This window comes from Roseiterribacter gracilis (genome assembly GCA_018332375.1).
In the GTDB taxonomy this organism is placed as follows: Bacteria; Pseudomonadota; Alphaproteobacteria; order BOG-932; family Roseiterribacteraceae; genus Roseiterribacter; species Roseiterribacter gracilis.
In genome coordinates this window covers 4,085,806-4,111,666 of the sequence record BOPV01000001.1, presented here as the reverse complement: position 1 = coordinate 4,111,666, position 25,861 = coordinate 4,085,806, and the positions used below count along the sequence as shown (strand labels likewise).

26 protein-coding genes are annotated in these 25,861 nt (G+C 64.3%); 6 read left to right on the top strand and 20 right to left on the bottom strand.

Going from position 1 to position 25,861, the window contains the following annotated elements; genetic code table 11:
- Positions 1 to 8: 8 nt before the first annotated feature.
- Positions 9 to 1,256 (top strand): DUF1501 domain-containing protein, encoded by a 1,248-nt coding sequence (locus TMPK1_RS20345; protein ID WP_420245418.1) that lies wholly within the window; start codon positions 9 to 11, stop codon positions 1,254 to 1,256.
- Here the strand turns inward: TMPK1_RS20345 and TMPK1_RS20340 are convergent.
- From TMPK1_RS20340 to gpt, 15 genes are all read right to left on the bottom strand, one after another.
- Entirely contained in the window at positions 1,253 to 1,855 is a 603-nt protein-coding gene (locus TMPK1_RS20340; RefSeq protein ID WP_420245417.1) for a response regulator transcription factor, read from the bottom strand. The two genes, TMPK1_RS20345 and TMPK1_RS20340, sit on opposite strands and share 4 nt — an antisense overlap.
- Positions 1,852 to 3,009 (bottom strand): sensor histidine kinase, encoded by a 1,158-nt coding sequence (locus tag TMPK1_RS20335; protein WP_420245416.1) that lies wholly within the window; start codon positions 3,007 to 3,009, stop codon positions 1,852 to 1,854. Before TMPK1_RS20335 ends, TMPK1_RS20340 begins: the two co-directional genes overlap by 4 nt.
- Before the next feature lie 26 nt (positions 3,010 to 3,035).
- Entirely contained in the window at positions 3,036 to 3,800 is a 765-nt protein-coding gene (locus TMPK1_RS20330) for an ABC transporter permease (protein WP_420245415.1), read from the bottom strand.
- A gap of 2 nt (positions 3,801 to 3,802) precedes the next feature.
- Positions 3,803 to 4,714 (bottom strand): ABC transporter ATP-binding protein, encoded by a 912-nt coding sequence (locus TMPK1_RS20325; RefSeq protein ID WP_420245413.1) that lies wholly within the window; start codon positions 4,712 to 4,714, stop codon positions 3,803 to 3,805.
- A gap of 89 nt (positions 4,715 to 4,803) precedes the next feature.
- Positions 4,804 to 5,625, bottom strand: coding sequence for an SDR family oxidoreductase (locus tag TMPK1_RS20320; RefSeq protein WP_420245411.1), 822 nt, complete (start codon positions 5,623 to 5,625; stop codon positions 4,804 to 4,806).
- A gap of 24 nt (positions 5,626 to 5,649) precedes the next feature.
- Positions 5,650 to 5,892, bottom strand: coding sequence for a hypothetical protein (locus TMPK1_RS20315; RefSeq protein WP_420245410.1), 243 nt, complete (start codon positions 5,890 to 5,892; stop codon positions 5,650 to 5,652).
- A 5-nt stretch (positions 5,893 to 5,897) separates the two neighbouring features.
- Positions 5,898 to 8,288, bottom strand: a complete 2,391-nt coding sequence (gene pheT, locus TMPK1_RS20310; protein WP_420245409.1) for a phenylalanine--tRNA ligase subunit beta — start codon at positions 8,286 to 8,288, stop codon at positions 5,898 to 5,900.
- Positions 8,285 to 9,364: a phenylalanine--tRNA ligase subunit alpha gene (gene pheS / locus TMPK1_RS20305; protein ID WP_420245408.1), complete on the bottom strand. Its 1,080-nt coding sequence runs from the start codon at positions 9,362 to 9,364 to the stop codon at positions 8,285 to 8,287. Before pheS ends, pheT begins: the two co-directional genes overlap by 4 nt.
- A complete protein-coding gene (locus TMPK1_RS20300) occupies positions 9,364 to 9,702 on the bottom strand; it encodes a YbjQ family protein (protein ID WP_420245407.1) in 339 nt (112 codons plus the stop codon). The genes pheS and TMPK1_RS20300 overlap by 1 nt, the downstream gene beginning before the upstream one ends.
- A gap of 100 nt (positions 9,703 to 9,802) precedes the next feature.
- Positions 9,803 to 10,174 (bottom strand): 50S ribosomal protein L20, encoded by a 372-nt coding sequence (gene rplT / locus TMPK1_RS20295; protein ID WP_420245406.1) that lies wholly within the window; start codon positions 10,172 to 10,174, stop codon positions 9,803 to 9,805.
- A 13-nt stretch (positions 10,175 to 10,187) separates the two neighbouring features.
- Positions 10,188 to 10,391, bottom strand: a complete 204-nt coding sequence (gene rpmI, locus TMPK1_RS20290; RefSeq protein ID WP_420245405.1) for a 50S ribosomal protein L35 — start codon at positions 10,389 to 10,391, stop codon at positions 10,188 to 10,190.
- 159 nt (positions 10,392 to 10,550) lie between these two features.
- The gene (locus tag TMPK1_RS20285; protein WP_420245404.1) at positions 10,551 to 11,348 is read right to left on the bottom strand and encodes a hypothetical protein; all 798 of its coding nucleotides are present in this window, start codon (positions 11,346 to 11,348) and stop codon (positions 10,551 to 10,553) included.
- Positions 11,345 to 12,034 carry a hypothetical protein gene (locus TMPK1_RS20280; protein ID WP_420245403.1) on the bottom strand — a complete coding sequence of 230 codons (690 nt, stop codon included), beginning with the start codon at positions 12,032 to 12,034 and terminating at the stop codon, positions 11,345 to 11,347. Before TMPK1_RS20280 ends, TMPK1_RS20285 begins: the two co-directional genes overlap by 4 nt.
- Positions 12,035 to 12,140: 106 nt before the next feature.
- Positions 12,141 to 12,923, bottom strand: coding sequence for a hypothetical protein (locus TMPK1_RS20275; protein ID WP_420245402.1), 783 nt, complete (start codon positions 12,921 to 12,923; stop codon positions 12,141 to 12,143).
- An 85-nt stretch (positions 12,924 to 13,008) separates the two neighbouring features.
- Positions 13,009 to 13,500, bottom strand: coding sequence for a xanthine phosphoribosyltransferase (gpt, locus tag TMPK1_RS20270; RefSeq protein ID WP_420245401.1), 492 nt, complete (start codon positions 13,498 to 13,500; stop codon positions 13,009 to 13,011).
- Between the two features lie 76 nt (positions 13,501 to 13,576).
- Between gpt and TMPK1_RS20265 the strand changes: the two genes are divergently transcribed.
- Together TMPK1_RS20265 and TMPK1_RS20260 are read left to right on the top strand one after the other, a co-directional pair.
- Positions 13,577 to 14,281, top strand: coding sequence for a DUF1223 domain-containing protein (locus TMPK1_RS20265; RefSeq protein ID WP_420245400.1), 705 nt, complete (start codon positions 13,577 to 13,579; stop codon positions 14,279 to 14,281).
- A 36-nt stretch (positions 14,282 to 14,317) separates the two neighbouring features.
- Positions 14,318 to 16,948 (top strand): hybrid sensor histidine kinase/response regulator, encoded by a 2,631-nt coding sequence (locus tag TMPK1_RS20260; protein ID WP_420245399.1) that lies wholly within the window; start codon positions 14,318 to 14,320, stop codon positions 16,946 to 16,948.
- A 3-nt stretch (positions 16,949 to 16,951) separates the two neighbouring features.
- Here the strand turns inward: TMPK1_RS20260 and TMPK1_RS20255 are convergent, their stop codons facing one another.
- From TMPK1_RS20255 to TMPK1_RS20240, 4 genes are all read right to left on the bottom strand, one after another.
- Positions 16,952 to 18,004, bottom strand: a complete 1,053-nt coding sequence (locus TMPK1_RS20255; RefSeq protein ID WP_420245398.1) for a phosphotriesterase family protein — start codon at positions 18,002 to 18,004, stop codon at positions 16,952 to 16,954.
- 72 nt (positions 18,005 to 18,076) lie between these two features.
- The gene (gene polA / locus TMPK1_RS20250; RefSeq protein WP_420245397.1) at positions 18,077 to 20,878 is read right to left on the bottom strand and encodes a DNA polymerase I; all 2,802 of its coding nucleotides are present in this window, start codon (positions 20,876 to 20,878) and stop codon (positions 18,077 to 18,079) included.
- Positions 20,879 to 20,950: 72 nt separating this feature from the next.
- Positions 20,951 to 21,286, bottom strand: coding sequence for a hypothetical protein (locus TMPK1_RS20245; RefSeq protein WP_420245396.1), 336 nt, complete (start codon positions 21,284 to 21,286; stop codon positions 20,951 to 20,953).
- A 65-nt stretch (positions 21,287 to 21,351) separates the two neighbouring features.
- Positions 21,352 to 21,579, bottom strand: coding sequence for a zinc-finger domain-containing protein (locus TMPK1_RS20240; RefSeq protein ID WP_420245395.1), 228 nt, complete (start codon positions 21,577 to 21,579; stop codon positions 21,352 to 21,354).
- A 35-nt stretch (positions 21,580 to 21,614) separates the two neighbouring features.
- Between TMPK1_RS20240 and TMPK1_RS20235 the strand changes: the two genes are divergently transcribed.
- Genes TMPK1_RS20235 through TMPK1_RS20225 form a run of 3 tightly spaced genes read left to right on the top strand, consistent with a single transcriptional unit; the run spans position 21,615 to position 25,444 of the window.
- A complete protein-coding gene (locus TMPK1_RS20235; RefSeq protein WP_420245394.1) occupies positions 21,615 to 22,571 on the top strand; it encodes an ABC transporter ATP-binding protein in 957 nt (318 codons plus the stop codon).
- Complete coding sequence (locus tag TMPK1_RS20230; protein ID WP_420245393.1) at positions 22,568 to 23,545, top strand: alpha/beta fold hydrolase; 978 nt, start codon at positions 22,568 to 22,570, stop codon at positions 23,543 to 23,545. The genes TMPK1_RS20235 and TMPK1_RS20230 overlap by 4 nt, the downstream gene beginning before the upstream one ends.
- A 33-nt stretch (positions 23,546 to 23,578) precedes the next feature.
- Positions 23,579 to 25,444, top strand: a complete 1,866-nt coding sequence (locus TMPK1_RS20225; protein WP_420245392.1) for a polysaccharide biosynthesis protein — start codon at positions 23,579 to 23,581, stop codon at positions 25,442 to 25,444.
- Here the strand turns inward: TMPK1_RS20225 and TMPK1_RS20220 are convergent.
- A complete protein-coding gene (locus TMPK1_RS20220) occupies positions 25,418 to 25,849 on the bottom strand; it encodes a hypothetical protein (protein ID WP_420245391.1) in 432 nt (143 codons plus the stop codon). The genes TMPK1_RS20225 and TMPK1_RS20220 overlap by 27 nt on opposite strands.
- Positions 25,850 to 25,861 lie beyond the last annotated feature (12 nt).

The following is a 25,861-nucleotide window of genomic DNA, read 5'->3' as shown; positions in this document are numbered from 1 at the left end:
GCACCGGCATGACGATCACCCGCCGCTCCTTCATCGCCAGCACCGGCGCCATGATCGCGACCGGCACGCCGGGCTTGCGCGTTGCGCTGGCGGCGACGCCATCAACCAATCGCGACATCTTCGTCGTGTTGTTTTTGCGCGGCGCCGCCGACGGCCTGTCGCTGGTCGCACCGGTCAACGATCCCGACTATATCGCCAACCGCCCGACGATCCGCGTGCGCGACAGCGGCACCAATGTCGGCTTGCAGATTCCGAACGGCCCCAACGGTCTCGACTGGCGCCTGCACGGCACGATGAGCGGCATGCAATCGCTCTATACCGACGGCAAACTTGCGATCGTGCACGCGACCGGCGTGCTGTCGAATTCGCGCAGCCATTTCGACAGCCAAGACTTTATGGAGCGCGGCGTCGCGGACGGCGAAAAGACCCAGACCAGCGGCTGGCTGGCGCGCCACGTCGCAACCGTCGGCAATGCTGGTGGCCTGCTGCCTGACGTCGCTGTGTCGAGCAGCGTGCCGCGTTCACTGATGGGCGATGCCAGCGCGGTTGCCGTGTCGACGCCGTCGAGTTTCGCGCTCACCAACGCAACCACCGACACCGCCATCTATACCGCGTTGACCAAAGGCAATAGCGGCTACGAGCAGGTCGCGCGCAAAACCGTGTCGGCGACGCAGGCGATTCAAAGCAAGCTGGCCCGCGACGCTGCCGGACGCGTCATCGCCTATACGCCGGGCACCGGCCTCGCCTACGGCAATGACGGTCTGGGCACCGGCCTCGCATCGCTGGCGCAGCTGATCAAAATGGATATCGGGCTTGAAGTCGCGACGGTCGATTTCGGCGGCTGGGATCATCACGACAATCTGGTCGCGCAGATGAACAACGTGGCGCGGCAATTGTCGTCCAACCTCACCACCTTCTGGAACGACATTGCCGCCTATCAAAGCCGCGTCACCGTCGTCGCCATGACCGAGTTCGGTCGCCGCTTCAAAGAAAACGGTTCGGGCGGACTCGATCACGGCCATGGATCGGCGATGTTCGTGCTTGGCGGCGGTATCAATGGCGGCAAGATCTACGGCACCTGGCCGGGCTTGAACGCGGCGGTGCTGGACGAGACGCGCGATCTTGCGATCACCACCGACTATCGCCGCGTCCTGTCCGAAGTGCTGGTCAACCGCACCGGCAATTCCAACATCGCCAACGTCTTCCCGACCGTGCCCTACGCACCGCTGGGTTTGACGAAAGCGGTCGGCGTTTAAAGCCAGCCATTCTGGCGCGCAACGCGCACCGCATCGATGCGGTTGCCGGCGCCGAGTTTCTGCGCCGCTTCGTGCAAATAATTGCGCACCGTACCGGGTGACAGGCCAAGGATGGCGGCAATCTGCTTGCTGCTATTGCCGTGTTCGGAGAGGCGCAGCACCTCGCGTTCGCGGTCGTTGAGCGGGTCTTCGTAGTCCCACGCGCTGTCGGCCAGCGCCGGATCAATCGCGCGCTGTCCGGCTGCGATGCGCCGCACCGCGTCGGCCAATTGTTCGCTCGGCGCGTCTTTCAGCAGATAGCCGCGCACGCCAGCTTCGAGCGCGCGGCGCAAATAGCCCGGCCGACCGAAGGTTGTGACGATCAACACGCGCGTGCGCCGCCCTTCTTCTTTGAGCAGCTGCGCCAGATCGAGTCCGCTGCGGCCGGGCATTTCGATGTCGGTCACCAGCAGGTCGGGATCCAACGCGCGCACCAGCGCAAGCGCGGCGTCGCCGTTGGTCGCGCGGCCGACCACCTCGATATCCTCTTCGAGATCCAGCAGCGCCACCAACGCGCCCAGCACCATCGTCTGATCTTCCGCAACAACCAGCCGGATCATTGCGCCGCCTCTCCTGCATGTTCGATCGGTGGAAAGCGCACGGTGAGCCGCGTGCCGCCGGTCGCCGCCGCCGGTTCGATCGAAAGCACGCCGCCCAGCGCAGCAGCGCGCGCACGCATGCCGGCGAGGCCGGTGCCTTCGCGCACGACGCCGCTGCCCTGCCCGTCATCTTCGACCGTCAAGCGCACGACACCGTCCTTCCCGCGCACGATCGTGACGGCGCAGCGCGTGGCGCTGGCGTGACGTACGACGTTGGTCACCGCTTCGCGCAGGATCATCGCTGCAGTCGCATCGATCGGAGCGGGCAACGGCAAGGCGGCTGCGTCGACGGTGAAGGCCACGTCGGCCGCCGCCAGGGTGCGCCGTGCCAGCGCAAGTTCGGCCGCCAGAACGGGCTGGTGCATGCCGGTGACGGCCTGGCGGATCTGCGCCAGCGCCTCGCGCGCCGCGTCGCGCACCTCTTCCATCTCGCGCCGCGCCTGCACCGCATCGCGCGCGGCAAGTTTCGCGGCGAGATCGGCCTTGACCGATACAAGCGTCAGCGTGTGACCCAGCACGTCGTGCAGATCGCGCGCGATCCGTTCGCGCTCGGCCGTCACGGCCAGCGTGCGCACTTCTTGTTGGGCGCGTTCCAGCGCCGCATTCTTGGTGTGCAGCTCGCTTTGAAAGAAACAGGCGCCGCCGATCGTGCAAGACAGCAACAGCGTCGGCAGAAATTCGATCAGCGACAAGGACGCGATGCCGTACAGCACGATCACCAGCGCCAATCCGCCCAAGGCGCGCAGCGCGACACGCGACGGGCGCAACTGGCCCGCAGCCGCACCCGCATAGACGGTGAAGACCGACCAAACGCCGCCGAACGGAACCAGCGCGAAGCCGATCGCAGCGAAAAGCGGGACCTGCCACAAATGGGTACGCGTGCCGGGCTTTGTCTTGGGCCCAACATAGCCGACCAGAAACACCGCCAGCCCGGCCAGCGATGCGAGGATCGCGGTGCGATTGGGCGCCCGGTACAGATACGGCATCGGATAGAGCAGCAAATAAATCAGCCACGGATACCGGGACTCGGGCGCAAAGACGCGACGCGCCCACGCCGCCGCTTTGCGGGTCGTGGGCGCGCTGTCGGCAAGTTGTTGGGTCGCGGTGTGCTCCATTTAGACCAGCATAGTGATTGCAGCGATCACACCGAAGCGAGTTGACGCCGCCACGCCCACAGCGCCGCGGCTGCAAACAGCGCAGTCTCGCCCAGCGCGACGATCGCGTGCAGCGACGCGGGATAGCGATCGCCCAACCCGACCGCGTGCAAGGCCAGCTCGCCCGCGTGATAGGACGGCAGCAGCAACGCGAAATGCTGCAACCAGCCGGGGAACGCGGCCATCGGCATCCACAAGCCACCCAGCACTGCGAGTAGGAAGAAGGCGACGTTGGCCGCGGCCATCGCTGCCTGGTCGCGCAGCGCTAAACCCAGCAACAGGCCGATGCAGGCGAAGGGCACGACCGACACGGTCTGGATCGCGGCGAGTCCGAGTTGCGTCAGAAACGGCAAGCGCACGCCGCCGGCCAAGGTCGCCAGCCCGTGCAGCGCAACCACGACGGCAAAGGCGAAGACCATGCACATGATAAGTTTGGCCGCGACGATCGCTTGTGCCGGCATCGGCGACACGCGTTTGAGTTCGAGCAGCCCTTGTTGCCGCTCGTTTGCCATGCCGACGCCGAAGCCGAAGATGGCGGGCCCCAACGCGGCGTAGACGCCGAAGGTTGCGAGCAGCGGCAATTGCGGCCCGCGACCGCCCGCCTGTCCCAAGGCGAGCGCGAACAGCGAATAAAATCCAAGCGGCAACAGAATGGTCGGCAGCGAGAATTCCGGCATGCGCCAGGCTTTGCGGAATTCGGCTTGGCATTCGCGGGCGTAGATAGCCCCAATGGATACTGAGGTAACGGACATGGTCAGGCGACCTCCTGCAAATCCTGGTTGCTGCGCGTGAGCGCGAGAAACGCATCTTCGAGTTCGGTATCGACGATACTGAGATCGGTTGCGGTGGTGTCACGATCGAGCAAGGCGCGCATCGTCTGCTCGACCGCGTCGGTTTGCAGAACGACATGCATGCCGGCCTGCGCGACGTTGCGGACGCCGGGCAGCGCGCCGAGTTGCACCGGGGTCAGTTGCGTGCGGCAACGGATGGTGCGCGTCGCGAAGCGTGCTTTGATCGCTTCCTGCGTGCCGTCGGCGACGATGCGCCCGCGATCGAGCACGACGATGCGATCGGCGAGCGCTTCGGCTTCTTCCATATGGTGTGTGGTCAACAGCACGGTGGTGCCTTCGGCGACCAGGTCGCGAATGGTCTTCCAGACTTCGTGCCGCGCCTCGAGGTCGAGCGCGACCGTCGGTTCGTCGAGCACGAGCAGGCGCGGCCCGCCGCAAATGGCGAGCGCAAATTGCACCCGCCGTTTCTGCCCGCCCGACAGATCACTGCAACGCCGGTTCGCAACATCGGCAATGCCGGCGCGCTGCAACGTTTCTTCAAGTGGTCGCGGCGCCGGGTAGTAGCCGCTGAACAGCTGCACCAGCTCGCGCACGGTGAGCGGCCGCGGCAGACCTGCAGTCTGCAGCATCACGCCGCGCTGTTGCCGCACCTCCAGTGCATGCGGGGCGCGGCCGAAGGCGCGGATCTCGCCCGCGTCGGGGCGCAACAGGCCGAGCATCAATCCGACCAAGGTCGACTTGCCCGCACCGTTGCGGCCGAGCACCGCGGTCAGGCCGGCGCCGAGTTCGAAATCGAGTCCGTCGAGTGCGGTGACGGTACCGTAGCGTTTGCTGCAGCCGTGCATGCTGACGAGCGGTTCGTGGGATGTGCGCATGGCGTGACCTCCTGGTCCCGCTTCGTAGCGCGCGCGCCGGCCGTCCAGCAGTGCAGCTCGTCACCCGTTGCAGGTGACTTTTGTCATCCCTAGCCGACGACGGCGCGCAGTCCTTCGCGATAGGTCGGAAAGGCGAGCTGCACGCCCAACTCGTCTTTGATCCGCGCATTCGAAACGCGCCGGCATTCTTGGTAGAAGCTGCGCGCCATCTCGCTCATCGCCGGGGCTGCGTCGTCGAACGAAACGGCCGGCGGCGGGTCGATGCCCAGCATCGCGGCTGCGTATTCGATGACTTCGGCCGAGGATGCGGGCTCATCATCGGCGATGTCGTAGATCGCACCCGGATTGGGCCGCTCGAACGACGCCAGCAAGCTGCTGCAAATGTCGTAGACGTGGCAGCGCGAGAAGACCTGGCCCGGCTTGATGATCCGTCGCGTGGTGCGGCCGTGGCGCAGATCGTCGATCGCGTTGCGGCCGGGCCCGTAAATGCCGGCCAGGCGAAAGACATGCGCGTCGATCGCCAGCCACGCTTTCTCGCCTTCAACGCGACGGCGCGCGCGTTCGGTCCGCGGCGCGACCGGCGTCGATTGCGCATCGACCCATCCGCCCTGGTGATCGCCATAGACGCCGGTGGTCGAGAGATAGCCCAGCCACGGAATTCCACGCAGCTGGTGCTGCGCGACGATCGTCTCAGGCGGCGGCACCGACACAAGCACATGCGTGACGCCATCGAGCGCTGACTCGGCCAGCGCGGCGCTGCCGTCATAGGCGAAGGCGCGCACGCCGACAGCGTTGAGCGCGGCCGCACGCGCGGGATCGCGCACCGTGCCCGCGATCGTCCATCCGTGCGGCGTCAGTCGCGCAGCCAACCGCCGCGCGACGTCGCCATAGCCGAAACAGAAGAGGTGCAAGGCCTGTCCCCGCGAAGGCGGGGATCAGTCTGCCGTGTCAGCCAGAATGCGCTTGGCGCGTTGCAGCGCGTCGCGGAAATGGCGCGGCTGGGCGTCGTGCGGCAGGATCGCCTGCGCGTGCATGACGAAATAGCCGAAATGGTGGCGCACCATGTCGGCCTCTTCGAGCTTCGACGCCAGGTTCAGCAGAAACTCTGCTTCGTCCTTGTTGCCGGCAGCCTGCGCCTTCTGCGCGCGTTCATGCAGCTCGGTGATCGACTTGCTCATCGTCCTCAGCTCCTCAACGTTGCGCCAAGTTTGGCTGCGGCCGCGACCACCTTGGCCGCGATCGCTTCAATCTCCACGTCGGTCAACGTAGCCCGCATCGGCTGCAGCACCACTTCGACCGCCATCGACTTCTTCCCCGCCGGTACGTTCGTGCCTTGATAGACGTCGAACAACGAGGCCTCGGCCACCAACTCTTTGTCGGCCTGTCGTACCGCTTTGAGCAAGGCCTCTGCCGTCACGTCATGATCGACCAAAAAGGCAAAGTCGCGGCGTACCGGTTGGAACGGTGACAACGCCAAAAATGGTGTTGCCGTCCCTTTTTTCTTCGACGCCGGCGCACGATCGACCCAGATCTCGGCTGCAGCAGCCGGACCTTCGAGCTCGAGCGATTCCAAGACAGTCGGGTGCAGCTCGCCAAACACGGCCAGCACGGTCGGTCCCAACCGCAACGTGCCGGAGCGGCCCGGATGGAACCAGGCCGGCGCGTCGGCGGTCACTTGCAGATTCGCGGTCGGCGCACCGATCGCAGCCAGCACGGCAAGCGCGTCGGCTTTCACCGCAAACAGATCGGCCGCCTCGGCCTTGCCACGCCACCAGCGCGGGCGGGTCGAGCCCGTGCGCACGATGGCGGCAACACGGTCCTGGCCCGACGGCGACGCATCGCGATAAACCGGACCGACTTCGAACAAGCCAACGTCGGCAAAGCCGCGCGCCGCATTGCGCGACGCTGCGCGCAGCAGGTTCGGCAGAATCGACGGACGCATCTGATCGAGATCGGCCGCGATCGGATTGACCAGACGAAGTTCGTCCGGCGCACCGCCAAAGGTTTCGGCTGTGGCGCGATCGAGGAACGACCAGGTCACCGCTTCGGACAGGCCACGCAACGCCAGCGAGCGACGCGCGGCAACCGCACGACGCTGGTTGTTGTCGAGCGCGCTGCGCGTGACTGCAGACAGGCGCGGCAACATCACCGACGGGATCTTGTCGTAGCCTTCGATGCGCAGCACTTCTTCGACCAGATCGGCTTCGATCGACAGATCCGGACGCCAGGACGGCACGGTCACCGCAAACAAATTCCCTTGGCCTGCAACCTTGCAGCCGAGGCCGGTCAGGATTTCGTGCTGGCGCGAAACCGGCACGTCGACGCCGCCGAGTGCCAACACGCGCGTGGTGCGGAATTCGATCGTGCGCACCGGCACGTCTTCTTTGCCGCCGAACGTGATCTCGCTGGCGGTACCGCCGCACAGATCGAGGATCATCTGCGTCGCCAGCTCGACACCCGGCCGCACGAAAGCCGGATCGACGCCGCGTTCGAAGCGATAGCGCGCGTCCGACATGATCTGCAGGCTTCGCCCGGTCGCGGCCGTGCGCACCGGATCGAACAACGCGCATTCCAGGAACACGTCGGTCGTCGTGTCCGACACCGAGGTCGACTCGCCGCCCATAATGCCGCCGATGCCGATTGCACCGCTGGCGTCGGCGATCACCGTCATCTCGGAGGTCAGCTCGTAGGTCTTGCCGTTGAGCGCTTCGAGCGTTTCACCGTTCTTGGCGCGGCGCGCGAAGACGCGGTCGCCTTGGATCTTCGCCGCATCGAACACGTGCAGCGGGCGCGACGCGTCGATCGTGAAGAAATTGGTGATGTCGACCAGCGCCGAAATCGGGCGCAAACCCACGGCGCGCAGCGCGTCCTGCAACCAGGCCGGGCTGGGTCCGTTCTTCACGCCGCGAATGAGACGACCCATGAACAGCGGGCATGCATCGGTATCGTCGGTGCCGCCGCTGATCGTTGCTTTGAACGATGCCGGAACCGGCTTGGCGTCGAGCGGCTTCAACGTCCCGACCTTGGCCGCAGCCAGATCGCGCGCAACGCCCAGCACGCCGGCGCAATCGCCGCGATTGGGCGTCAGTGCGATTTCGATGACGGGATCTTCGAGACCCAGCGCCACCGCAGCCGGCGTGCCAGGTTTCAAATCGGTGACGAGGTCGATGATGCCGTCGTGATCGTCGCCAAGTTCCAGCTCGCGCGAGGAACACAGCATGCCGTTCGATTCCTCGCCGCGAATGACGCCCTTTTCGAGCTTCTTCTTGGTCGCAGGAATGACGACGCCGGACGGCGCGAACACGGCTTTCATGCCGGCACGCGCATTGGGCGCGCCACAGACGACGTTCAGCAATTCGCCGGTGCCCGCATCGACTTTGCAGACGCGCAGGCGATCGGCATTGGGATGCTGCTTGGCTTCGACGACGGATGCGACGACGAATCCGTTGAGCGACGCGCCGCGATCTTCGACGCCTTCGACTTCGAGACCGATTGCCGTCAGCCGTTCCGACAGCGTGTCGAGCGAAACGTCGGTATCAAGGTGACGCTTCAACCAGGAGAGCGTGAATTTCATCGGCCGAGCCCCGTCGCCAGATCCGGCTGTTCCAGAATTGAGAAACCGTAATGGCGCAGCCAACGCAGATCGGCGTCGAAGAAGGTGCGCAAATCCGGAATGCCGTATTTCAGCATCGCGATACGTTCGATCCCCATGCCGAAGGCGAAGCCTTGGTATTTGGTCGAATCGATGCCGCAGCTTTCGAGCACTTTCGGATGCACCATGCCGCAGCCGAGAATTTCCAGCCAATCGCCATGCGGGCCGAGCACAAGCTCGCCGCCCGAACGACGGCAACCGATATCGACTTCGGCCGACGGCTCGGTGAAGGGGAAGAAGCTGGGACGAAAGCGGATTGGCAGATCGTCGATTTTGAAAAACGCGCGCGCGAATTCGAGAATCGTGCCGCGCAGATGCCCCATATGCGTCGCTTCGTCGATCACCAGACCTTCGACTTGGTGGAACATCGGCGTGTGCGTCTGATCGTAATCCGAGCGGAAGGTGCGGCCCGGCACGATGATGCGGATCGGCGGCTTGGTGCTGAGCATGGTGCGCACCTGCACGGGCGAGGTGTGTGTGCGCAGAACACGGTTCTGCCCGTCCGGCGCCGGCGGCAGATAGAACGTGTCGTGCATCTGCCGCGCCGGATGTTCCGGCGGAATGTTGAGCGCGCCGAAATTATGGAAGTCATCTTCGACGTCCGGTCCTTCGGCGACGGTGAATCCCATGTCGGCGAAGATCGCGACCAGCTCGTCGATCGTCTGGCTGATCGGATGAATGCGACCCTGCGTTTCGGGCGCCACCGGCAGAGTGACGTCGACGCGCTCGGCCACAAGGCGCGCATTCAGCGCCGCACCTTTGAGGATCGTCTGGCGCGCATCGATCGCAGCGGCGACGCGTTCCTTGGCGACGTTCAGCGCCTGGCCCGCTTCTTTGCGTTCTTCGGGCGACAGGCCGCCGAGTTTTTTCATCAGCTCGGTGATCGAGCCTTTCTTGCCCAACGCATCGACGCGCGCTGCGTCGAGCGCGGCGAGATCGCTCGCCGCTTCGACGCGTTGCAACGCGCCCGTCGTCAGACTGTCCAATTCACCCAGCATTATAGTCTCTCCACGACGACCGCGGTGCCGTAGGCCAGCACTTCGGCCGCGTTCTGCATCAACTCATTGGTGTCGTAGCGCACGCCGAGCACCGCGTTGGCGCCGCGCACGCCGGCTGCTTCGAGCAATTGCTCGAAGGCGCGCTCGCGGCTCTGTTCGGCAATCTTCACATACTCGTCGATCTCGCCGCCGAGGATGGTGCGCAAACCGCCGAGGATCTGGTTGCCGATATGCGGCGAACGGACCGTGATGCCGCGCACGACGCCAAGCGAACGCGTCACGCGATAGCCGGGCAGATCGAACGTGGTCGACGTCATGTCATGTGCGACTGCAGTCATGAGATCCTCCAACGGTGAAGGTGGTCGTAGCCAAGAACGCAGATGCGAAAAAGGGGCCCGTAGGCCCCTTGATCTTTGCTCGTCGCCGTTTCTGAGAGCGTCAGGCGTTCGCCGTCGCTCCCAGGGCCTTCTTGGCCTGGGCGACGAGCGCCGTAAACGACTCCGGCATGTTCATGGCGATGTCGGCGAGGACCTTGCGGTCGACTTCGACGCCGGCCTTCTTCAGGCCGTTCATGAACTGCGAGTAGGTCAAACCTTCGGCGCGGACACCGGCGTTGATGCGCTGGATCCACAGGCCGCGGAACTCGCGCTTCTTATTGCGACGGTCGCGATAGGCGTACTGGAGACCCTTCTCGACCTTTTCGAGAGCGATCCGGTAGGCCTTGGACGAACGGCCCCGATATCCCTTGGCGAGATCCAGAACCTTCTTGTGACGGGCGTGAGCGGTGGTACCGCGCTTAACACGTGCCATGGGTCAGGCCTCCTTAGCGCGCGTACGGCATCCAGAAGTCGAGGACCTTCTTTGCGTCCTGCTCCTGGAGAATTTGGGTGCCGCGATTGCGCATCTTGGCCGACTTACGCTTGGACACGAGGCGATGGCCCGTGAAGGCGGATTTGCACTTCACTTTGCCGCTGCCGGTGACCGAGAAGCGCTTCTTGGCGCCGCTCTTGGTCTTCATCTTGGGCATTTGGATCTCCGTATTCTTGAGGCAAACCCTAGGGATTTGCGGGAGCGGTTGGGCATGCCCTACAGGCCGTGGCCGCTATGGAAGCCGGGGTTTCTACTGGAGAGGGGCTGGCGGATCAACCGTTTCGGTGCCGCAGCGGGCTCAGGCCAGCCCTGCCCGTCAGGGCCGGGTCCCGTCGTCCCGGAACCCCTCGGCTCGCAGGCGGGCCTCGATCCTGGCCACCAATTCCTTGCGCGGGACCTCGAACAGGGCGTCGCCGGGCTCGTAGAGGATCTGCAGCAGCGCGCTGTCCAGGGCGCTCATCTTGGCATAGGGCGGCGTGATCAGGCTGGGCGGGACATTGGACCAGTTGAGCAGCGACGGCGCCGCCTCGCTCTCCGAGAAGCCGCTCAGGCACTGATAGATCTGCCGTGCCAGCAGGAACCCGACCGCCGCCGGCCTGGTGTGGTCCGGCCGTAGGAAGATCGCGCAGCGTACGACCCGCCCGGACCAGGCATCACCATTCCTGCCGCTGCGAGGCTTGAGCGTCCGGAACGCAGCCGGCCGCAACGCAAGTTGTTCGGTCTGCACCGAGGTCAGACGCTTTGCGTTCAGAAAAAAGGCAATGCGTCGCGGATTGTCCCGCAACTCGGGATCGTCCGGCACAAAGACTGCGATTTGCGCATCGTCGATCTGACTGGGCTCAACCCGACGCACGCGCAGACCCGCGCGCTGCGCCAGACCTTCGAGCAGATCTTCAAAGACGCCGGCCGTTTCGGCTGGCAGTCCGATGGTGGTGAATCGAATCGGATCGGTCTCTTCCCATCGCACGACACGCGCATGGTCGCGTGCATCGCTTGCGAAGAGCCGCGCCAGATGTTGGCAAAGTTTGTTTTGCGGCGCGCATTCCACCGGCTCAGCGGCATACGCGCTTGCCGTGACCAACAAGCCAGCCGCGATCAGCAAGATTCGTTTCATGGTTTGGTCCCGTCATCTCGAAAGCCTTCAGCCCGCAACCGCGCCTCAAGCCGGGCGACCAGCTCGGGCTGCGGAACTTGGAACAGCGCGTCGCCCGGCTCGTACACGATCCGCAGCAGCGCCGAGTCGAGCGCGCTGAATTTGGCGTAAGGCGGCGACAGAAGGCTGGGTGGCGGCGTGGTGTTCATGATCGAAACCACTGCGTCGCTCGTCGGAAAGCTGGTCAGGCACTGATAGACCTGCCGCGCGACGACGAAGCCGGCCAGGTCGGGCGTCGCGGCCAAACTGTTTGCACGCAGCAGCAGCGTGCATTTCTCTAGCCGCCCCTGCGCGGAACGCGCCCAGCCCGGATAGCGAAGGCGCGAATGCACCTTCAGCAGCGCGGTGTTTGCGCTCGCGAGCATGTTCAATTTTTCCAACGGACGATCGCCGACGACATGAATGATGCGCGGCAAGTTTTTGCGCACTTCGTCATTCTCGGCATTAGCGGCAATGATCTGCACGTCAGCAATCTTGTCCGGCGTCACCGGTTGCACTTCGAGGCCGACACGTTTGGAGAGGTTGGTCAGCAGATCGGAAAAGATCTGCGCCTGCTCGGCCGTCAGACCGAATGTCGTGTAAAGAATGGGCCGCTTCTCTTCCCACCTGCGCACCGTCGCCCAGTCGTGCATTTCGGCCGGGAACACCCGATCAAGATGCTGGCAAAGTTTGTTCAACGGCGCGCATCGCGCTCGGCAGCGCTCGCTTGCATCGCACAAAACAGTGCAAGCGCTGCAAACATCAAAGCGCGCATCATTGCTTGCTTCCATCGTCGCGAAATCCATCGGCGCGCAGACGAGCTTCGAGCTGGGCCACTAGTTCAGCCGGCTCGACGCCGAACAGCGAGTGGCCGCGCGCATACAGCAGACGCAGAAGCGCCTCATCCAACACGCTCAACCGCACTGTCGCAGGACCGATCAGGTCACGCGGCGGCGTCTTCCAGTTCAGAATCGAAGGCAGGACTTCGCTGCTCCCGAAGCTCGTCAGACACTGAAAAATCTGACGCCCGAGAATGAATCCGGCTAAGTCGGATTTCATCTGCGCTTCGCGCACGAACATGCCGCAACGTTCGACTTTGCCTTCGGAGGATCCCGGCCAACGCTGTTTGTAGAGCAGAATTGCGCGCGAAATATTGGCCATCAGCGCAGCCTGTTCGACCGTGACGTTGGCGCCGGCGAAACTGAACACACGCTGCGAATTGGCGCGAACGTTGGGATCGTCGGTGTTGACCGCAACGATACGAACAAAGCGCATCTTGTCCGGCGTCGCACGCTGCATCGAGAGGCCGGCGCGCCGGCCAAAATCTTCCAGCAACGTGCCGAAGAGATTCGCGCTTTCGTCGGATAGGCCGATCGTCGAGTAGAGGAACGGTCCGTTGTCTTCCCAGCGCCGGATCGGTCCGAGCCCGTCTTTCCCGGGCGGCAGCAACTGCACCAAATGCTGGCAAAGCTTGCTGCCGCACGCAGGCTCATTCGCGGCGTGCGCCTGCACGATCCCGAGCAGCAGCGCTGCTACCAAAATCAAGACACGCCGCATTCTCGCGTCCCCCTGCGTTTCTCGCAGTGAGACGATTTTCACATCGCTTTGATCTTGTCCACGTTCTTGCGCGCTTATCGGCGTATCAGTCGCGCGCGCCGTCTTTGATCGGCTTGGCGTACTGGGCTTCGAGGTCCCAGGGGAAATGGATCCAGGTGTCCTGGCTCACTTCGGTGACGTAGGTGTCGACCAGCGGCTTGCCGAGCGGCTTGGCGTAGATCGTCGCCAGATGCGCCTTGGGCAGCATCTTGCGGATCTCGACCGCAGTCGCGCCGGTATCGACCAGATCATCGACCACGACCCAGCCCGCGCCGTCACCGATGCCGTCGGCGCTGATGCCTTTCAGCACCTGCAGGCCGCGCTGATTCTGATGGTCGTAGGACGAGATGCAGACCGTATCGATCACGCGCAGATCCAGCTCGCGCGCCACGATCGCCGCCGGGACCAGACCGCCGCGCGTGACCGCGATGACGCCGTGCCAGGAATGGGTCTCCAGCAGACGCCAGGCCAGCGCCTTGGCGTTGCGATGCAGCTCTTCCCACGACACCGGGAAGGTACGTTTCGAATTCTCGCTCATGATCCACGACTCCATGCGCCAATCCGGCAGGGGCCGAGCTTGTAACCGCGACGACCGCCGGCGCGAAGCCTATTCCATGCGCATCCACGCGATCCTCCTCGCCCTTTTTGCCGCGCTTGGCCTCGGCCGCACGGCCGGTGCCGAAACGCCGGTCGTCGTCGAGCTTTTCACCAGCCAGGGCTGCTCGTCCTGTCCGCCCGCTGACGCGGTGCTGGCCGATCTCGCCAAACGGCCGGGCGTCATCGCGCTCGCCTGGCATGTCGACTATTGGAACAATCTCGGCTGGAAGGACCCGTATTCGGGCGCTGGCGGCACGCAGCGCCAGCGCGACTACAAAACCGCGTTGAAGCTGCCGCATCTCTACACGCCGCAGACGATCGTGCAGGGCACGAGCGACATCGTCGGCACCCAAGGGATCGAGATCAACCGCACCGTCGACGCGGCGCGCAAACAAGACAGTATCGCCGTGCAGGCGCGTTGGCAGAACGACGGCACGCTTGCGATCGATCTTCCCGCAACCGCGACCAGCGCGAACGTGCGCGTCGTCGTCTATGACCGCGGCGAAACGCAGAGCGTGACGGCGGGCGAAAATGCCGGCCGCCAACTGAACACGACCCATCCGGTTGCGAGCAGCAAAGCGCTGCCGCGCTGGAACGGCGAAGCGACGACGCTGACAACCCGCCCCGACCTGACCGCGCACAGCGCCGGGGTCGTGGTCTTGCTGCAGAATGACCAGCTCCACGTGCTGGGCGCGGCAACATTGTCGACTGTGCAAAATTAACCGCTCATTCGTCACCTGGGCTGCAGGTCAGACGTCATGCGACGCCTTGGCCTGGCCCCTCTTCTCGCAACTGCCTTCGGCGCCCTGACGCTGGTGCTCACCGCGTCGGTGACGGTCGCGGTGTTGGTTGCCAGCGAACGACAAATCGTTGCCGGCATCGGCCAAGGTCTCGAAGATCTTGCGATCCAGATGGGCGACAAGCTCGACCGCGGCATGTTTGAACGTGCGCGCGAAGTCCGCACCATCGCTGCGCTCGACCCGTTGCCCGACCCCAACGCCGATCCCGCAGCTTTGCGCGCCGTGCTCGACCGGATGAAAAGCACGTTCGACTCCTATGCCTGGATCGGCGTTGCAACCTTGGACGGCAAAGTCAAAGCAGCCGCCGGCGGCATGCTGGAAAATGCCGACGTCAGCAAACGTCCGTGGTTCCAATCGGCGCAGGACAAGCCGTTTGTCGGTGACGTGCATGACGCGTTGCTGCTGGCGAAGTTGCTGCCGACCATGAGCAACGGCGAACCGCAGCGTTTCGTCGACGTCGCAACGCCGCTGTTGACGCGCGACGGCACCAAGTTTGGCGTGCTTGGCGCGCATCTCGCCTGGAGCTGGGCCGAAGAAGTGCAGAACTCGCTGCTCAGCGCCGTGCCGGATCGCACACGCGGCGCCGAGATCTGCATCATCGACACTGAAGGCACGGTTCTGTTGGGGCCCGGCCAAGGCAACAAGCTCAACCTCGCCAGCATTGCGGCCGCGCAGCGCGGCGAACGCGGCACTGCGACCGAGACGTTTCCCGACGGCAAGAGCTACGTCGTCGGCTATACGCGCGAAGCGGGCTATCGCGACTATGCCGGCCTGGGCTGGACGATCCTGGCGCGTCAGCCGGCCGAGCTGGCGCTGGCGCCGGCGCGTGATCTCGCAAAGCAGATTGTGATTCTGGGCGTCGTGTGCGGCCTGCTCGGCGTCGGACTGGCGTTGTGGCTGGCGCGGCGCATCGCGCGTCCGCTGGAATTGCTGACCAAGGCTGCGATCAAAGTCGTGCCCGATCGAGTCGCCGACATTCCCGCCGTCACCGGCTACCGCGAAGTGGTGCGTCTTGCGACCGAGCTGAAGCGCATGACGACCAGCCTGTTCGACGCCAACACGACCTTGGAAAATCGCGTCGCCGAACGCACCAGCGCCTTGCTGCAGGCAGCGCAAGCAGCCGAACAGGCGACGCGCGCCAAGGGCGATCTGCTTGCGGTCATCAGCCACGAAATCCGCACGCCGATGAACGGCGTGCTCGGCTATAGCGCGCTGCTGCAAAAGACGCCGCTGAACGAGCAGCAGGAACATTACGCCGCTGCGGTCTATCGCTCAGCCGAGACGTTGCTGGTGCTGCTCAACGATCTGCTCGACGCGTCGAAACTCGAAGCGGGCAAGCTGTCGATCGAAACCTTGCCGTTCGATCTGGGCACGATCGTCGGCGACGCAGTATCGGTGATCGAACCGCGCGCGGCGGAAAAAGACCTGACCTTGGTGATCGCAATCGCGCCTGACGTTGCCGGCTGGGTCGAAGGCGATCCGACGCGCGTGCGCCAGATCCTGACCAACCTGCTCGGCAACGCGGTCAAATTCACCGAAAAGGGAAGCGTCGCCGTCACAGCGCTGCGCCACGGCGACACAGTGCGGTTCGAAGTGCGCGACACCGGCCCCGGCATGGACGCGGACACGCGCGGCCGTCTGTTCCAGAAATTTGCCCAGGCCGACGGCACGATTGCACGCCGCTATGGCGGCACCGGTCTTGGCCTCGCCATCTGCCGCGACCTGGTCGAACTGATGCACGGCAAAATCGGCGTCGAGAGCGAACCCGGCAAGGGCGCGACCTTCTGGTTCGAACTGCCGCTGCCGGCGACCGCGACGCCGCAAAGCGCGGTCGCCGCGCGCATCGACGGCGCCGGTCGCCGTTTGTTGCTGGCCGAAGACAATCCAATCAACCAGCAACTTGCCGAAGCGATCCTGACGCGCGCCGGTTTCGTGGTCGATATTGTCGGCGATGGCGCGCAGGCGGTGAACGCGGCGCAGACGATGCGCTACGACGCGATTCTGATGGACGTGCAGATGCCGGTGATGGACGGCACCGAAGCGGCGCGCAAATTGCGCGATGCGGGCAACGACACGCCGATCGTGGCGCTGACCGCGCATTCGCAGGGCGATCTGCAAGCGCGCTTTGGCGACGTCGGCATGCAGACCTATCTCGCCAAACCATTCACGCCGGACGAGATGCTTGCGTGCCTGGCGCGCCTGTTCGACGGCAAGGCTGTTGCTGCACCGGTGAAAGCCGCCGGCGAAGCGCAGATTCTCGATCCGAGTCGGTTGGAGACATTGGCGACCGCGCTCGACGGCGCGACGTTCCGCGGCTTGATCGAAGCCTGGATCGAACATGCCGAAGAGCGTCGTGTGCGCCTGTCGGCAGCGTTGGACGAGATGGACCTGACCTTGCTGCGCGCCGAAGGACACAGCGCGATCAGCAGCGCCGGCAGCTATGGCGCAGCGCAGATCGAAGCCCTGGCGCGCACCTTGGAACGCGCCGCGGTCGCCAAGGACGAACCCGGCGTGCGCGTCGCCGCCACCGCAATCCTGGGCGCCTACGGCCCCACCATCGACGCGATGCGGGCCCGCTTCCTCGCCTGATCGTCAGACGCCGGCGAAGAAGCGGCGCGGGTTGTCGACGGTCATTTGACGGATCAACTGCGCCGTCACGCCCTGCTGCTGCAGGTACGGAAGCACTTTGCGCGTGTTGAACAGCAACCCATCCGGATTGATCTTCTCCAGCGCGTCTTGCGTGCCGGTCGGAGCCACCGAGATGCCGAACATCCAGTCGTTCGACAGCAGCAGCTGACCCGCGAAGCCCGCATCGATCAGCGTCTTGATGCAGTCGGCGCGCTTCTGCCACGGCAGCTTCGCGCCCGCCGGGATGCCGTACATCATGTGATCCATTCCGATCCGGTAGCCGCGTTTGAGCAGGCCAGTCAGATAATCGAGATCGTCACTCTCGTCGCTGTGCCCCAGCGAAACCCGCGCAGGCTGCAGCCCTTCGCTTTCGAAAATCTCGGCCTGCTTAAGCCCGTCGCGATTGAGCGCGTGCGTGTGGGTTTCGATCGGAATGCCGGTCGCTTTGCTCACCCGCGCCGCAGCGCGCAGCAGCTTGTCGTCAAACAGCGTGCCGGGATCCTGTGGTGTCGCGGTTTCGGTCGCCACTTTGATCACGCCCGCTTTGATCTTGGTGCCTTCGATTCCGTGCTCGATTTCCTTGTGAAAGAAATCAGCCAGTTCTTCGACGCTGCGCGCGTCCATCGACACGGACGGGTGCAGCCAATGGCCGGTGCAGGCGACGATCTGCATCCCCGACTTGCGCGACACTTCCTCCATCAGGCGAATGTCGCGGCCGAGATCGGCGGTGGTGAGATCGACGATCGTCGTGACGCCTTCGGCGCGCGCTGCTTTGAGCTTCGCCACCGCCTTCTCGACGAATTTTTTACGGCCGCCAAAATATTCGGGCCAGACTTGCCAGAAGCCCGCTGAACTGGCGCAGAGATGTTCGTGCGGCAGCGTGAAGCCAAGCTTGGCCGCATCGATCGGACCAAGCACGGTCTGCACCGTCTTTCGCGCAGCGGCATGCGCCGTGACGCTCGGCGCAAGGATGCAGGCAGCAGCGGTTCGAGTGAGAAATTCGCGCCGTGTCGTCATGCCGCCTCTCCCGCGTGAAGCTTTGGCTTCATCCGCATTCGGCACAAATCGTCCGTCGTTACAGACGATTTTCTAGTGAGCGTCAGCCCACGATTTGCCCCAGCCCGCTTCGGCAACTAACGGCACGCCCAACGTTGCGGCCCGTTCCATTTCGGTACGTACGATGGCTGCGGTTGCTTCCGCATGCGTCTCGGGCACTTCGAACACAAGTTCGTCATGCACCTGCAGCAGCATCTGCGCCGGCGAGCCGGCGCGCTGCAGCGCGCGCGAAACATTGCGCATGGCGCGGCGCATGATGTCGGCGGCAGTGCCCTGGATACGGCCGTTGATGGCCTGGCGCTCGGCAAAGCTCCGGCGCGCCGGATTCTTTTCGTTGATGCCGGCGACATGGCATTTGCGGCCCAGCAACGTCAGCACGTAACCGTGCTTGCGCGCGAAGGACTTGGTCTCTTCCATATAATCGCGCAGCTCGGAGAACCGTTCGAGATAGGCCTTGATGTAGGCCGACGCCTCGCTTTGCGGAATGCCGAGCTGGCGTGCCAGGCCGAAGGCCGAGATGCCGTAGATGATGCCGAAATTGATCGCCTTGGCGCGGGCGCGGATGTCCTTGGTCATATCGGCCATCGGCACGCCGAACACCTGGCTCGCGGTCAGCGCGTGAATGTCGTCGCCGTTGGTGAAGGCATCGCGCAACGCCTGGATGTTGGCGATGTCGGCAACGATGCGCAGTTCGATCTGCGAATAGTCGACCGACAAAAGAACATTGCCCGGCCCCGCAATGAAGGCGGTGCGGATCTGCCGGCCTTCTTCGGTGCGGATCGGAATATTCTGCAGATTGGGTTCGGTCGACGACAAGCGGCCGGTGCTGGTCGCAGCCAGCGCGTAGGACGTGTGCACGCGCCCGGTCTTCTGCTGGATCTCTTCCTGCAGCGCGTCGGTATAGGTCGCTTTCAACTTGGCAAGCTGACGCCAACTCTGGATCGCCGGAATAATCGGATGGGAGTCTTCGATCTCGTCCAGCACCGACGCGTCGGTGGTCCAGGCGCCGCTTTTCAGCTTGCGCCCGCCTTCGAGCTTCAATTCATCAAACAACACTTCGCCGAGTTGCTTCGGCGAACCGAGATTGAACGGTCGCCCGGCGAGTTTCTGCACTTCGGCTTCAAGCTGCACCATGCGCTCGCCGAACTTCTGGCCCATTTTCGCCAGCGCGTTGCGGTCGATCAAAATGCCGGCGCTTTCCATGCCAGCAACGACACGCAGCAACGGACGGTCGATCGTCTCGTACAAGGTCGTCATGTGATCGGCGAGCAGGCGCTGTTTGAACAGCTGCCACAGCCGCAACGTTACGTCGGCATCTTCGGCGGCATAGGCCAGTGCGCGATCGAGCGGAACGCGATCGAAGGTGATCTGCGCTTTGCCGCTGCCGCACACTTCGGCGAAGGTCGTCGTCTTCAAGCCGAGATGGATCGAGGCCAGCTCGTCCATACCGTGCCCATGGCTGCCGCCGTCGAGCGCGTAGGACATCAGCATCGTGTCGTCGATCGGCGTCACGTCTAGCCCGAGGCACTGCAGGACCTGCAGGTCGAACTTGCCGTTATGCGCAATCTTCAACACCGACGGATCGGTCAGCAGCGGGCCGATCGCCGTTTTGAACTCATCGAGCGAGATCTGTTGCGGCTTGGCTGCCTGATCGAGATCGAGACCGCCCGCATCGGGATTCACGTGGCACAGCGGAATGTAGCAGGCCTCGCCCGGCGCCACCGCCAGCGACACGCCGACAATGCCGCACACGCACGGGGTCAGGGAATCGGTTTCGGTGTCGAACGCGACGACACCAACGCGCTGTGCGCGTGCGATCCAGCGCTGCAACGCCGGCAGATCCTGCACCAGCTCGTAACGCGCTTCGACCGGCGCTTCGGGCGTGGGATCCAGCGCGCGCGCTGCGGCAGCCGCGGTTTCAACCGGCAGGTCGGGATGTTCGACGACCTGGCCTTCTTCGCGCAGCCGCGTCGTCACGCGGTTCAGCAGCGTCTTGAATTCCATCTTCGCCAGATAGGCGGTCAGTTTCGAACTGTCGGGTTCGCGCGGACGCAGCTCGTCAATGGGCGTCGTGACAGGAACGGCCTCGTCAAGTTTGACGAGGAGCTTGGACACCCGCGCCTTCTCGGCGTGTTCGATCAGGCTTTCGCGCCGTTTGGGCTGTTTGATCTCGCCCGCGCGCGCCAGCAAGGTTTCGAGATCGCCATATTCGTTGATCAGCTGCGCCGCCGTCTTGATGCCGATCCCGGGCACGCCGGGCACGTTGTCGACGCTGTCGCCGGCCAGCGCTTGCACATCCACGACCTTATCGGGCGTGACGCCGAATTTTTCGAACACTTCCGGTTCAGCGATGCTGCGCGCTTTGATCGGGTCCCACATCGTGACGCCGTCGCCGACCAGCTGCATCAGGTCCTTGTCGGACGAGACGATCACGACTTTCTGGCCGCGCGCTTTCGCCTGTTTGGCGTAGGTCGCGATCAGATCGTCGGCTTCGAACCCTTCCAGTTCGAGACACGGCAGGCAGAACGCATGCACCGACTCGCGGATCAGCGCGAATTGCGGAACCAGTTCTTCCGGCGGTGCGTCGCGATTGGCTTTGTAGTCGGGGTAGATTTTGTTGCGGAAGGTCTCTTCCTTGGCATCGAAAATCACCGCGACCTGCGCTGCTGCGAAATCGGTCAGCAGCTTGTAGATCATGTTGGAGAAGCCGTAGACGGCGTTCACCGGCACGCCATCGCCGCGCGTCATCGGCGGCAAAGCGTGGAAGGCTCGAAAAATGAAACCCGACCCGTCGACGAGGTACAGGTCGGGATGCGCTGGCGCCGGGCTCGTCATGGCGGCGGACCTTGCCGCCGCATGCGCGCTGAGTCGAGCACCGCTATCGCTATGCTACGAAGAGCCGCTTTCTTACTGGCTGCGCGCCTTGTAGATGCGCAGCTGCGCGTTGAAGGCGTTGGCGACCTCTTCCATCTTGTCGACCGCGTTGTTGTATTGGGTCAGCCAGATGCGGCGCTGTTCGTCGGTCGTGCCCGCCGGCGCGTCCGAATCCTGCTTCTTCAAGCAGGCCTGATAAAATTCCAGCATCTTCACGTACTGCTTCACCGCGACCGCGGCATTGTTCATCTGGTCGACGGACGCCGTCTTGCCGTCCGGAATGCCCGGCGGCGCCGGCGCCAGGCACGCCGCTTCGGCAGCACCCGCGACGAAAATAGCCAGCACGGCCGCAGCCACGATCTTCAGCATCATACGTCCCCTAGAAACCCATCTGTTCAGTACCTGCCCCGATCGTGGCCCTGGTCGGGCGACGATCAGTGCCCGACCCGCGCGCCGTGTTTGAGCTTGAAATGCCGGCTGCAATACGGGCAATCGGCGCTTCCATCGTGGAGCGGCAGATAGACCAGCGGGTGGCCGAGCGCGCCGCCGCCGCCGTCACATCCGACGGGCGTGGTCTCGACTTCGATGGTTTCTGGCGCATCTGTCACGTATCTGGCTTTCTTGACGGGTCGAAAGGCGGCCGGATGATAGCGATCCGTCACGTCCGATCAATTCCACCGGAAGAATTCTCTCCCCAATGTCAGCTTCCCTGCCGGCAAACGCCGTCGAAGTCTCAGGCCTGGTCAAAACCTATGCGGGTACCAAAAAGGCCGGTCCCAAGACCGCGCTGAAGGGAATCGACCTCGCGATCCCCCGCGGCGCGATGTTCGGTTTCCTGGGCCCCAACGGCGCCGGCAAATCGACCCTGATCAACATCCTGGCCGGCCTGGTCGTGAAGACAGCGGGCAGCGCCAAGGTCTGGGGCTACGACATTGATCGCGACACGCGCAAAGCGAAGTCGGCGATCGGCGTCGTGCCGCAGGAGCTGAATCTCGATCCGTTCTTCACGCCGCGCGAAATCCTCGAAGTGCAGGCCGGCCTCTACGGCGTGCCCAAGGCCGAACGACGCACCAACGAGCTGCTCGAAGCGGTTGGCCTGGCCGACAAGGGTGACGCCTATGCGCGCACCCTGTCGGGCGGCATGCGCCGGCGCCTGATGGTCGCCAAAGCGATGGTGCACGCGCCGCCGGTGCTGATCCTCGACGAGCCGACGGCGGGCGTCGACATCGAACTGCGGCAGGCGTTGTGGCGTTATGTGCGTGAACTAAACGCGCGCGGCACGACGATCGTGCTGACGACGCACTATCTGCAGGAAGCGGAAGAACTCTGCGATACGATCGCGATCATCAATCACGGCGAAGTGGTTGCGTGCGAGCCGACGCAGACCTTGCTGGCGCGCACCGACGCGAAAGAACTTTGGCTGACCCTGGATCGCGACGTGGCGGCATTGCCCGCTTCGTTGGTCGCGTTTTCGGCCGAACTTCCGTCCCCACGCAAAGTCGTGATCCGCTACCAGCCAAGCCGTGCACAAGTCGGCGAGATTCTGGCGGCGGTTGCGGCAGCCGATCTGCGCATCGTCGACCTGTCGACCAAAGAGACCGATCTCGAAGACGTGTTCCTGCAGCTCGTACGCGAACAGCCACGCGCTGCATGACGAAACTTGCCGCTGCGGTCGTTGCGATGCTGCTGCTCAGCGGCTGCGTCGCGCGACTGCAGCCGGCAGGTCCCAGCATCGCGACACCGCAAGTCGCGCCCGCAACATTCATCACAACAGACGGCACTGCATTGCCGTTGCGCGTCTGGGGCCCCGCCGACGCGCGAACCGTCATCGTTGCGCTGCATGGATTCGGCGACTACTCGCAAGGGTTCGAACGTGCAGCGCGCGCGTGGGATGCAGCGGGCATTCGCACCTACGCTTACGACCAGCGCGGTTTTGGCCAGGCACCCAACCCGACCATCTGGGCCGGCACCGATACGTTGATCGCCGACGCCGTCGCTGCCGTTCGCGCGGTGCATGCAGCGCATCCCAAAGCGAAACTGTTTCTGCTCGGCGAAAGCATGGGCGGTTCGGTGGCGTTGCTTGCAACCGTGCGCACACAGTCGCTGCCGATCGACGGGCTGTGCCTGATGGCGCCGGCCGTGTGGGGCGAGCGCACCATGCCGTGGCACTATCAGCTTGCGTTGGAGCTTGGTCGCCGCTTCGTGCCGGGCTGGTTTCTCGAACCGCCCAAAGGTCTCAAAATTCGCGCCAGCGACAATCCCGATGCGCTGCGCGAATTACGCGACGATCCGTTGGTGCAAAAAGGCGCGCGCGTCGATACGACGGCGGGGCTGGTCGATCTGATGGGAGCCGCGCTCGACGCCGCACCGCGACTCGCACGGCCAACCTTGGTCGCCTATGGCGCCCACGAACAGATCGTGCCGAAAAAGGCCGCCGACGAGTTTCTCGAGCTGCTGCCCAGCCGCATACAGGTCGCGATTTACAAAGACGGCTGGCATTTGCTGTTGCGCGACCGACAGGCCGCGACGGTCTGGCGCGACGTGGTCAATTGGACCCAGGGCAGCGCCCTGCCGAGCGGTGCCGACGGCCCGGCCAAAGTGCACATCGAGCCCACCGCGCAGTACTAGAGAAGCAGGCACCGGCCCGGTACATTCCGGCCCGTGTCGACTCGCACCAGCCGCCTGCTTCCCGGACTCGCATTCCTCCACGACGTCGTGATGGCGACGATCGCCTATCCGGCGGCGCTGTATCTGCGCGTCGGCGACGGCATGTTCGATCGCTGGTACGGCGCGCTCGAAGCGGGCTGGCCGTTATGGGTTGCGATCGCGGCCGTGTCGTTCCTCGCCTCGCGCCTCTATCGCGGCGTCTGGCGCTACGCATCGCTGCAGGATCTGTGGGCGGTCACGCAGGCCGTGACGATTGCGGTGCTGGCGTTCGTGCCAGCGCTATTCCTGGTCAATCGTCTCGAAGCATTGCCGCGTTCGGTGCCACTGATCCTCGGCTTGCTGTTGCTGGTGCTGCTCGGCGGACCACGGTTTCTCTATCGCGTCGCCAAAGACCGGCGCATGGACCGCAAGCGCGCGGCGCAGCGCATTCCGGTGTTGCTGATCGGCGCTGGCGACGGCGCTGAGTTGTTCATTCGTGCCATGCAGAACGATCCGCTGGCGCCGTACGAACCGGTCGGCGTGATCGACGATCTCGGCCGTCGCGTCGGACGCGACATTCACGGCGTGCGCGTGTTGGGCACGGCAAGCGATCTGGAACGCGTTGCACGCGATCTCGGCGACAAAGGAAAAGCACCGCAACGTTTGATCGTGACGCGCGTGAACGCACCGATCGAAGGGCCGGTGCTGCGCGAATTGTTCGACGCCGCCGATCGTCTGGGCATGACCTTGGCGCGCATGCCGTCGCTCGCCGATCTCGACGAAAGCAACGGCGAGAACCGGATCAAGCTGCGTCCGATTGCGATCGAAGATCTGCTCGGCCGGCCGCAAGTGCTGCATGACGAAGAAGCGGTGCGCGGCCTGGTCAAAGGCAAGCGCGTACTGATCACGGGCGCGGGCGGCACAATCGGCTCGGAACTCTGCCGCCAGCTTGCCAATTTCGGCCCGGCGAAAATGGCGCTGCTCGAAAATGGCGAGTTCAATCTCTACGCGATCGAGATGGAGCTGGCCGAACGTCCTGACGCGCCGGTCTTGACGCCGTGGCTTGCCGACGTGCGCGACGCGGCGCGCCTGAAACAGATTTTCGAAACCGAACGGCCCGAACTGGTGTTTCACGCCGCCGCGCTGAAACACGTACCGCTGGTCGAATCCAATCCGGCCGAAGGCGTGCTGACCAACATCATCGGCTCGCGCAACGTCGCCGACGCGGCCCGCGCCATCGGCGCGCGCGCGATGGTGCAGATCTCGACCGACAAGGCGGTGCGCCCGTCGAGCATCATGGGTGCGTGCAAACGCGTCGCCGAGGAATATTGCCAGTCGCTCGATCTCGACAGCGACACGCGCTTCGTCACCGTGCGCTTCGGCAATGTGCTGGGCTCGACTGGATCCGTCGTGCCGCGCTTCGAACAGCAGCTCGCCAAAGGCGGACCGATCACGGTCACGCATCCCGACGTCGAACGCTATTTCATGACCTGTCGCGAAGCGGTGCAGCTGGTGCTGCAAGCGTCGGCGTACGGCGTGACGCATACCGAACGGCGCGGTCGCATTCTCGTGCTCGACATGGGCGAGCCGGTCAAAATCGTGGATCTCGCACGCCGTATGATCCTGCTGGCGGGCCTGCGCCCCGACCGCGACATCCGCATCGAGTTCACCGGCCTGCGTCCGGGCGAGAAACTCAGCGAGCGTCTGTTCAACGACGCCGAACCACCCGAGCGCACCGAAGAAGCCGGCATCTTCGTCGCGCCCAACCAGGCGCGCTCACGCCAGGCCATCACTGATTTCGTCACCTCCCTCGAACGCGCCGCGCGCGCCGAGAAGGACGACGACGTGCGTCGGCTAATTGGGACTGTGCTCGGCACCTGAACGGTGCAGTCGAAGCCACGACCAAGCGACGATCGCCGCAAGCGGGCCGCCCCAGCCGAGCCAAATTCCCAACCAACTGATGCTTCCGGCTACACAATAAAAGATGAGTGCGGGCAAAGTTGTGATGGCAGCGCCTGCACTGACATAGGCGGCAGCACTGGTGACGTTCCGATCGCGCAACGCCCAATGCACCGGCAAGCCGATCGACCCGACGACAACCATCGCGACCAGCACGAGGAAGAGAAAACCCACGGCATAGAAGGCGCTGGACGGCGAGATCGTGATCGCGCCCGGCGACGCTGAGCGAAAACTCGCGCTGAGCGCGATTGCGAGAAGCCCCGACAAAATGACGCTGACGCTTGCCCACCAAACCGCACCGAGAAGATGACGATCGCCGTTGGGCATCGCAGCGGCGAT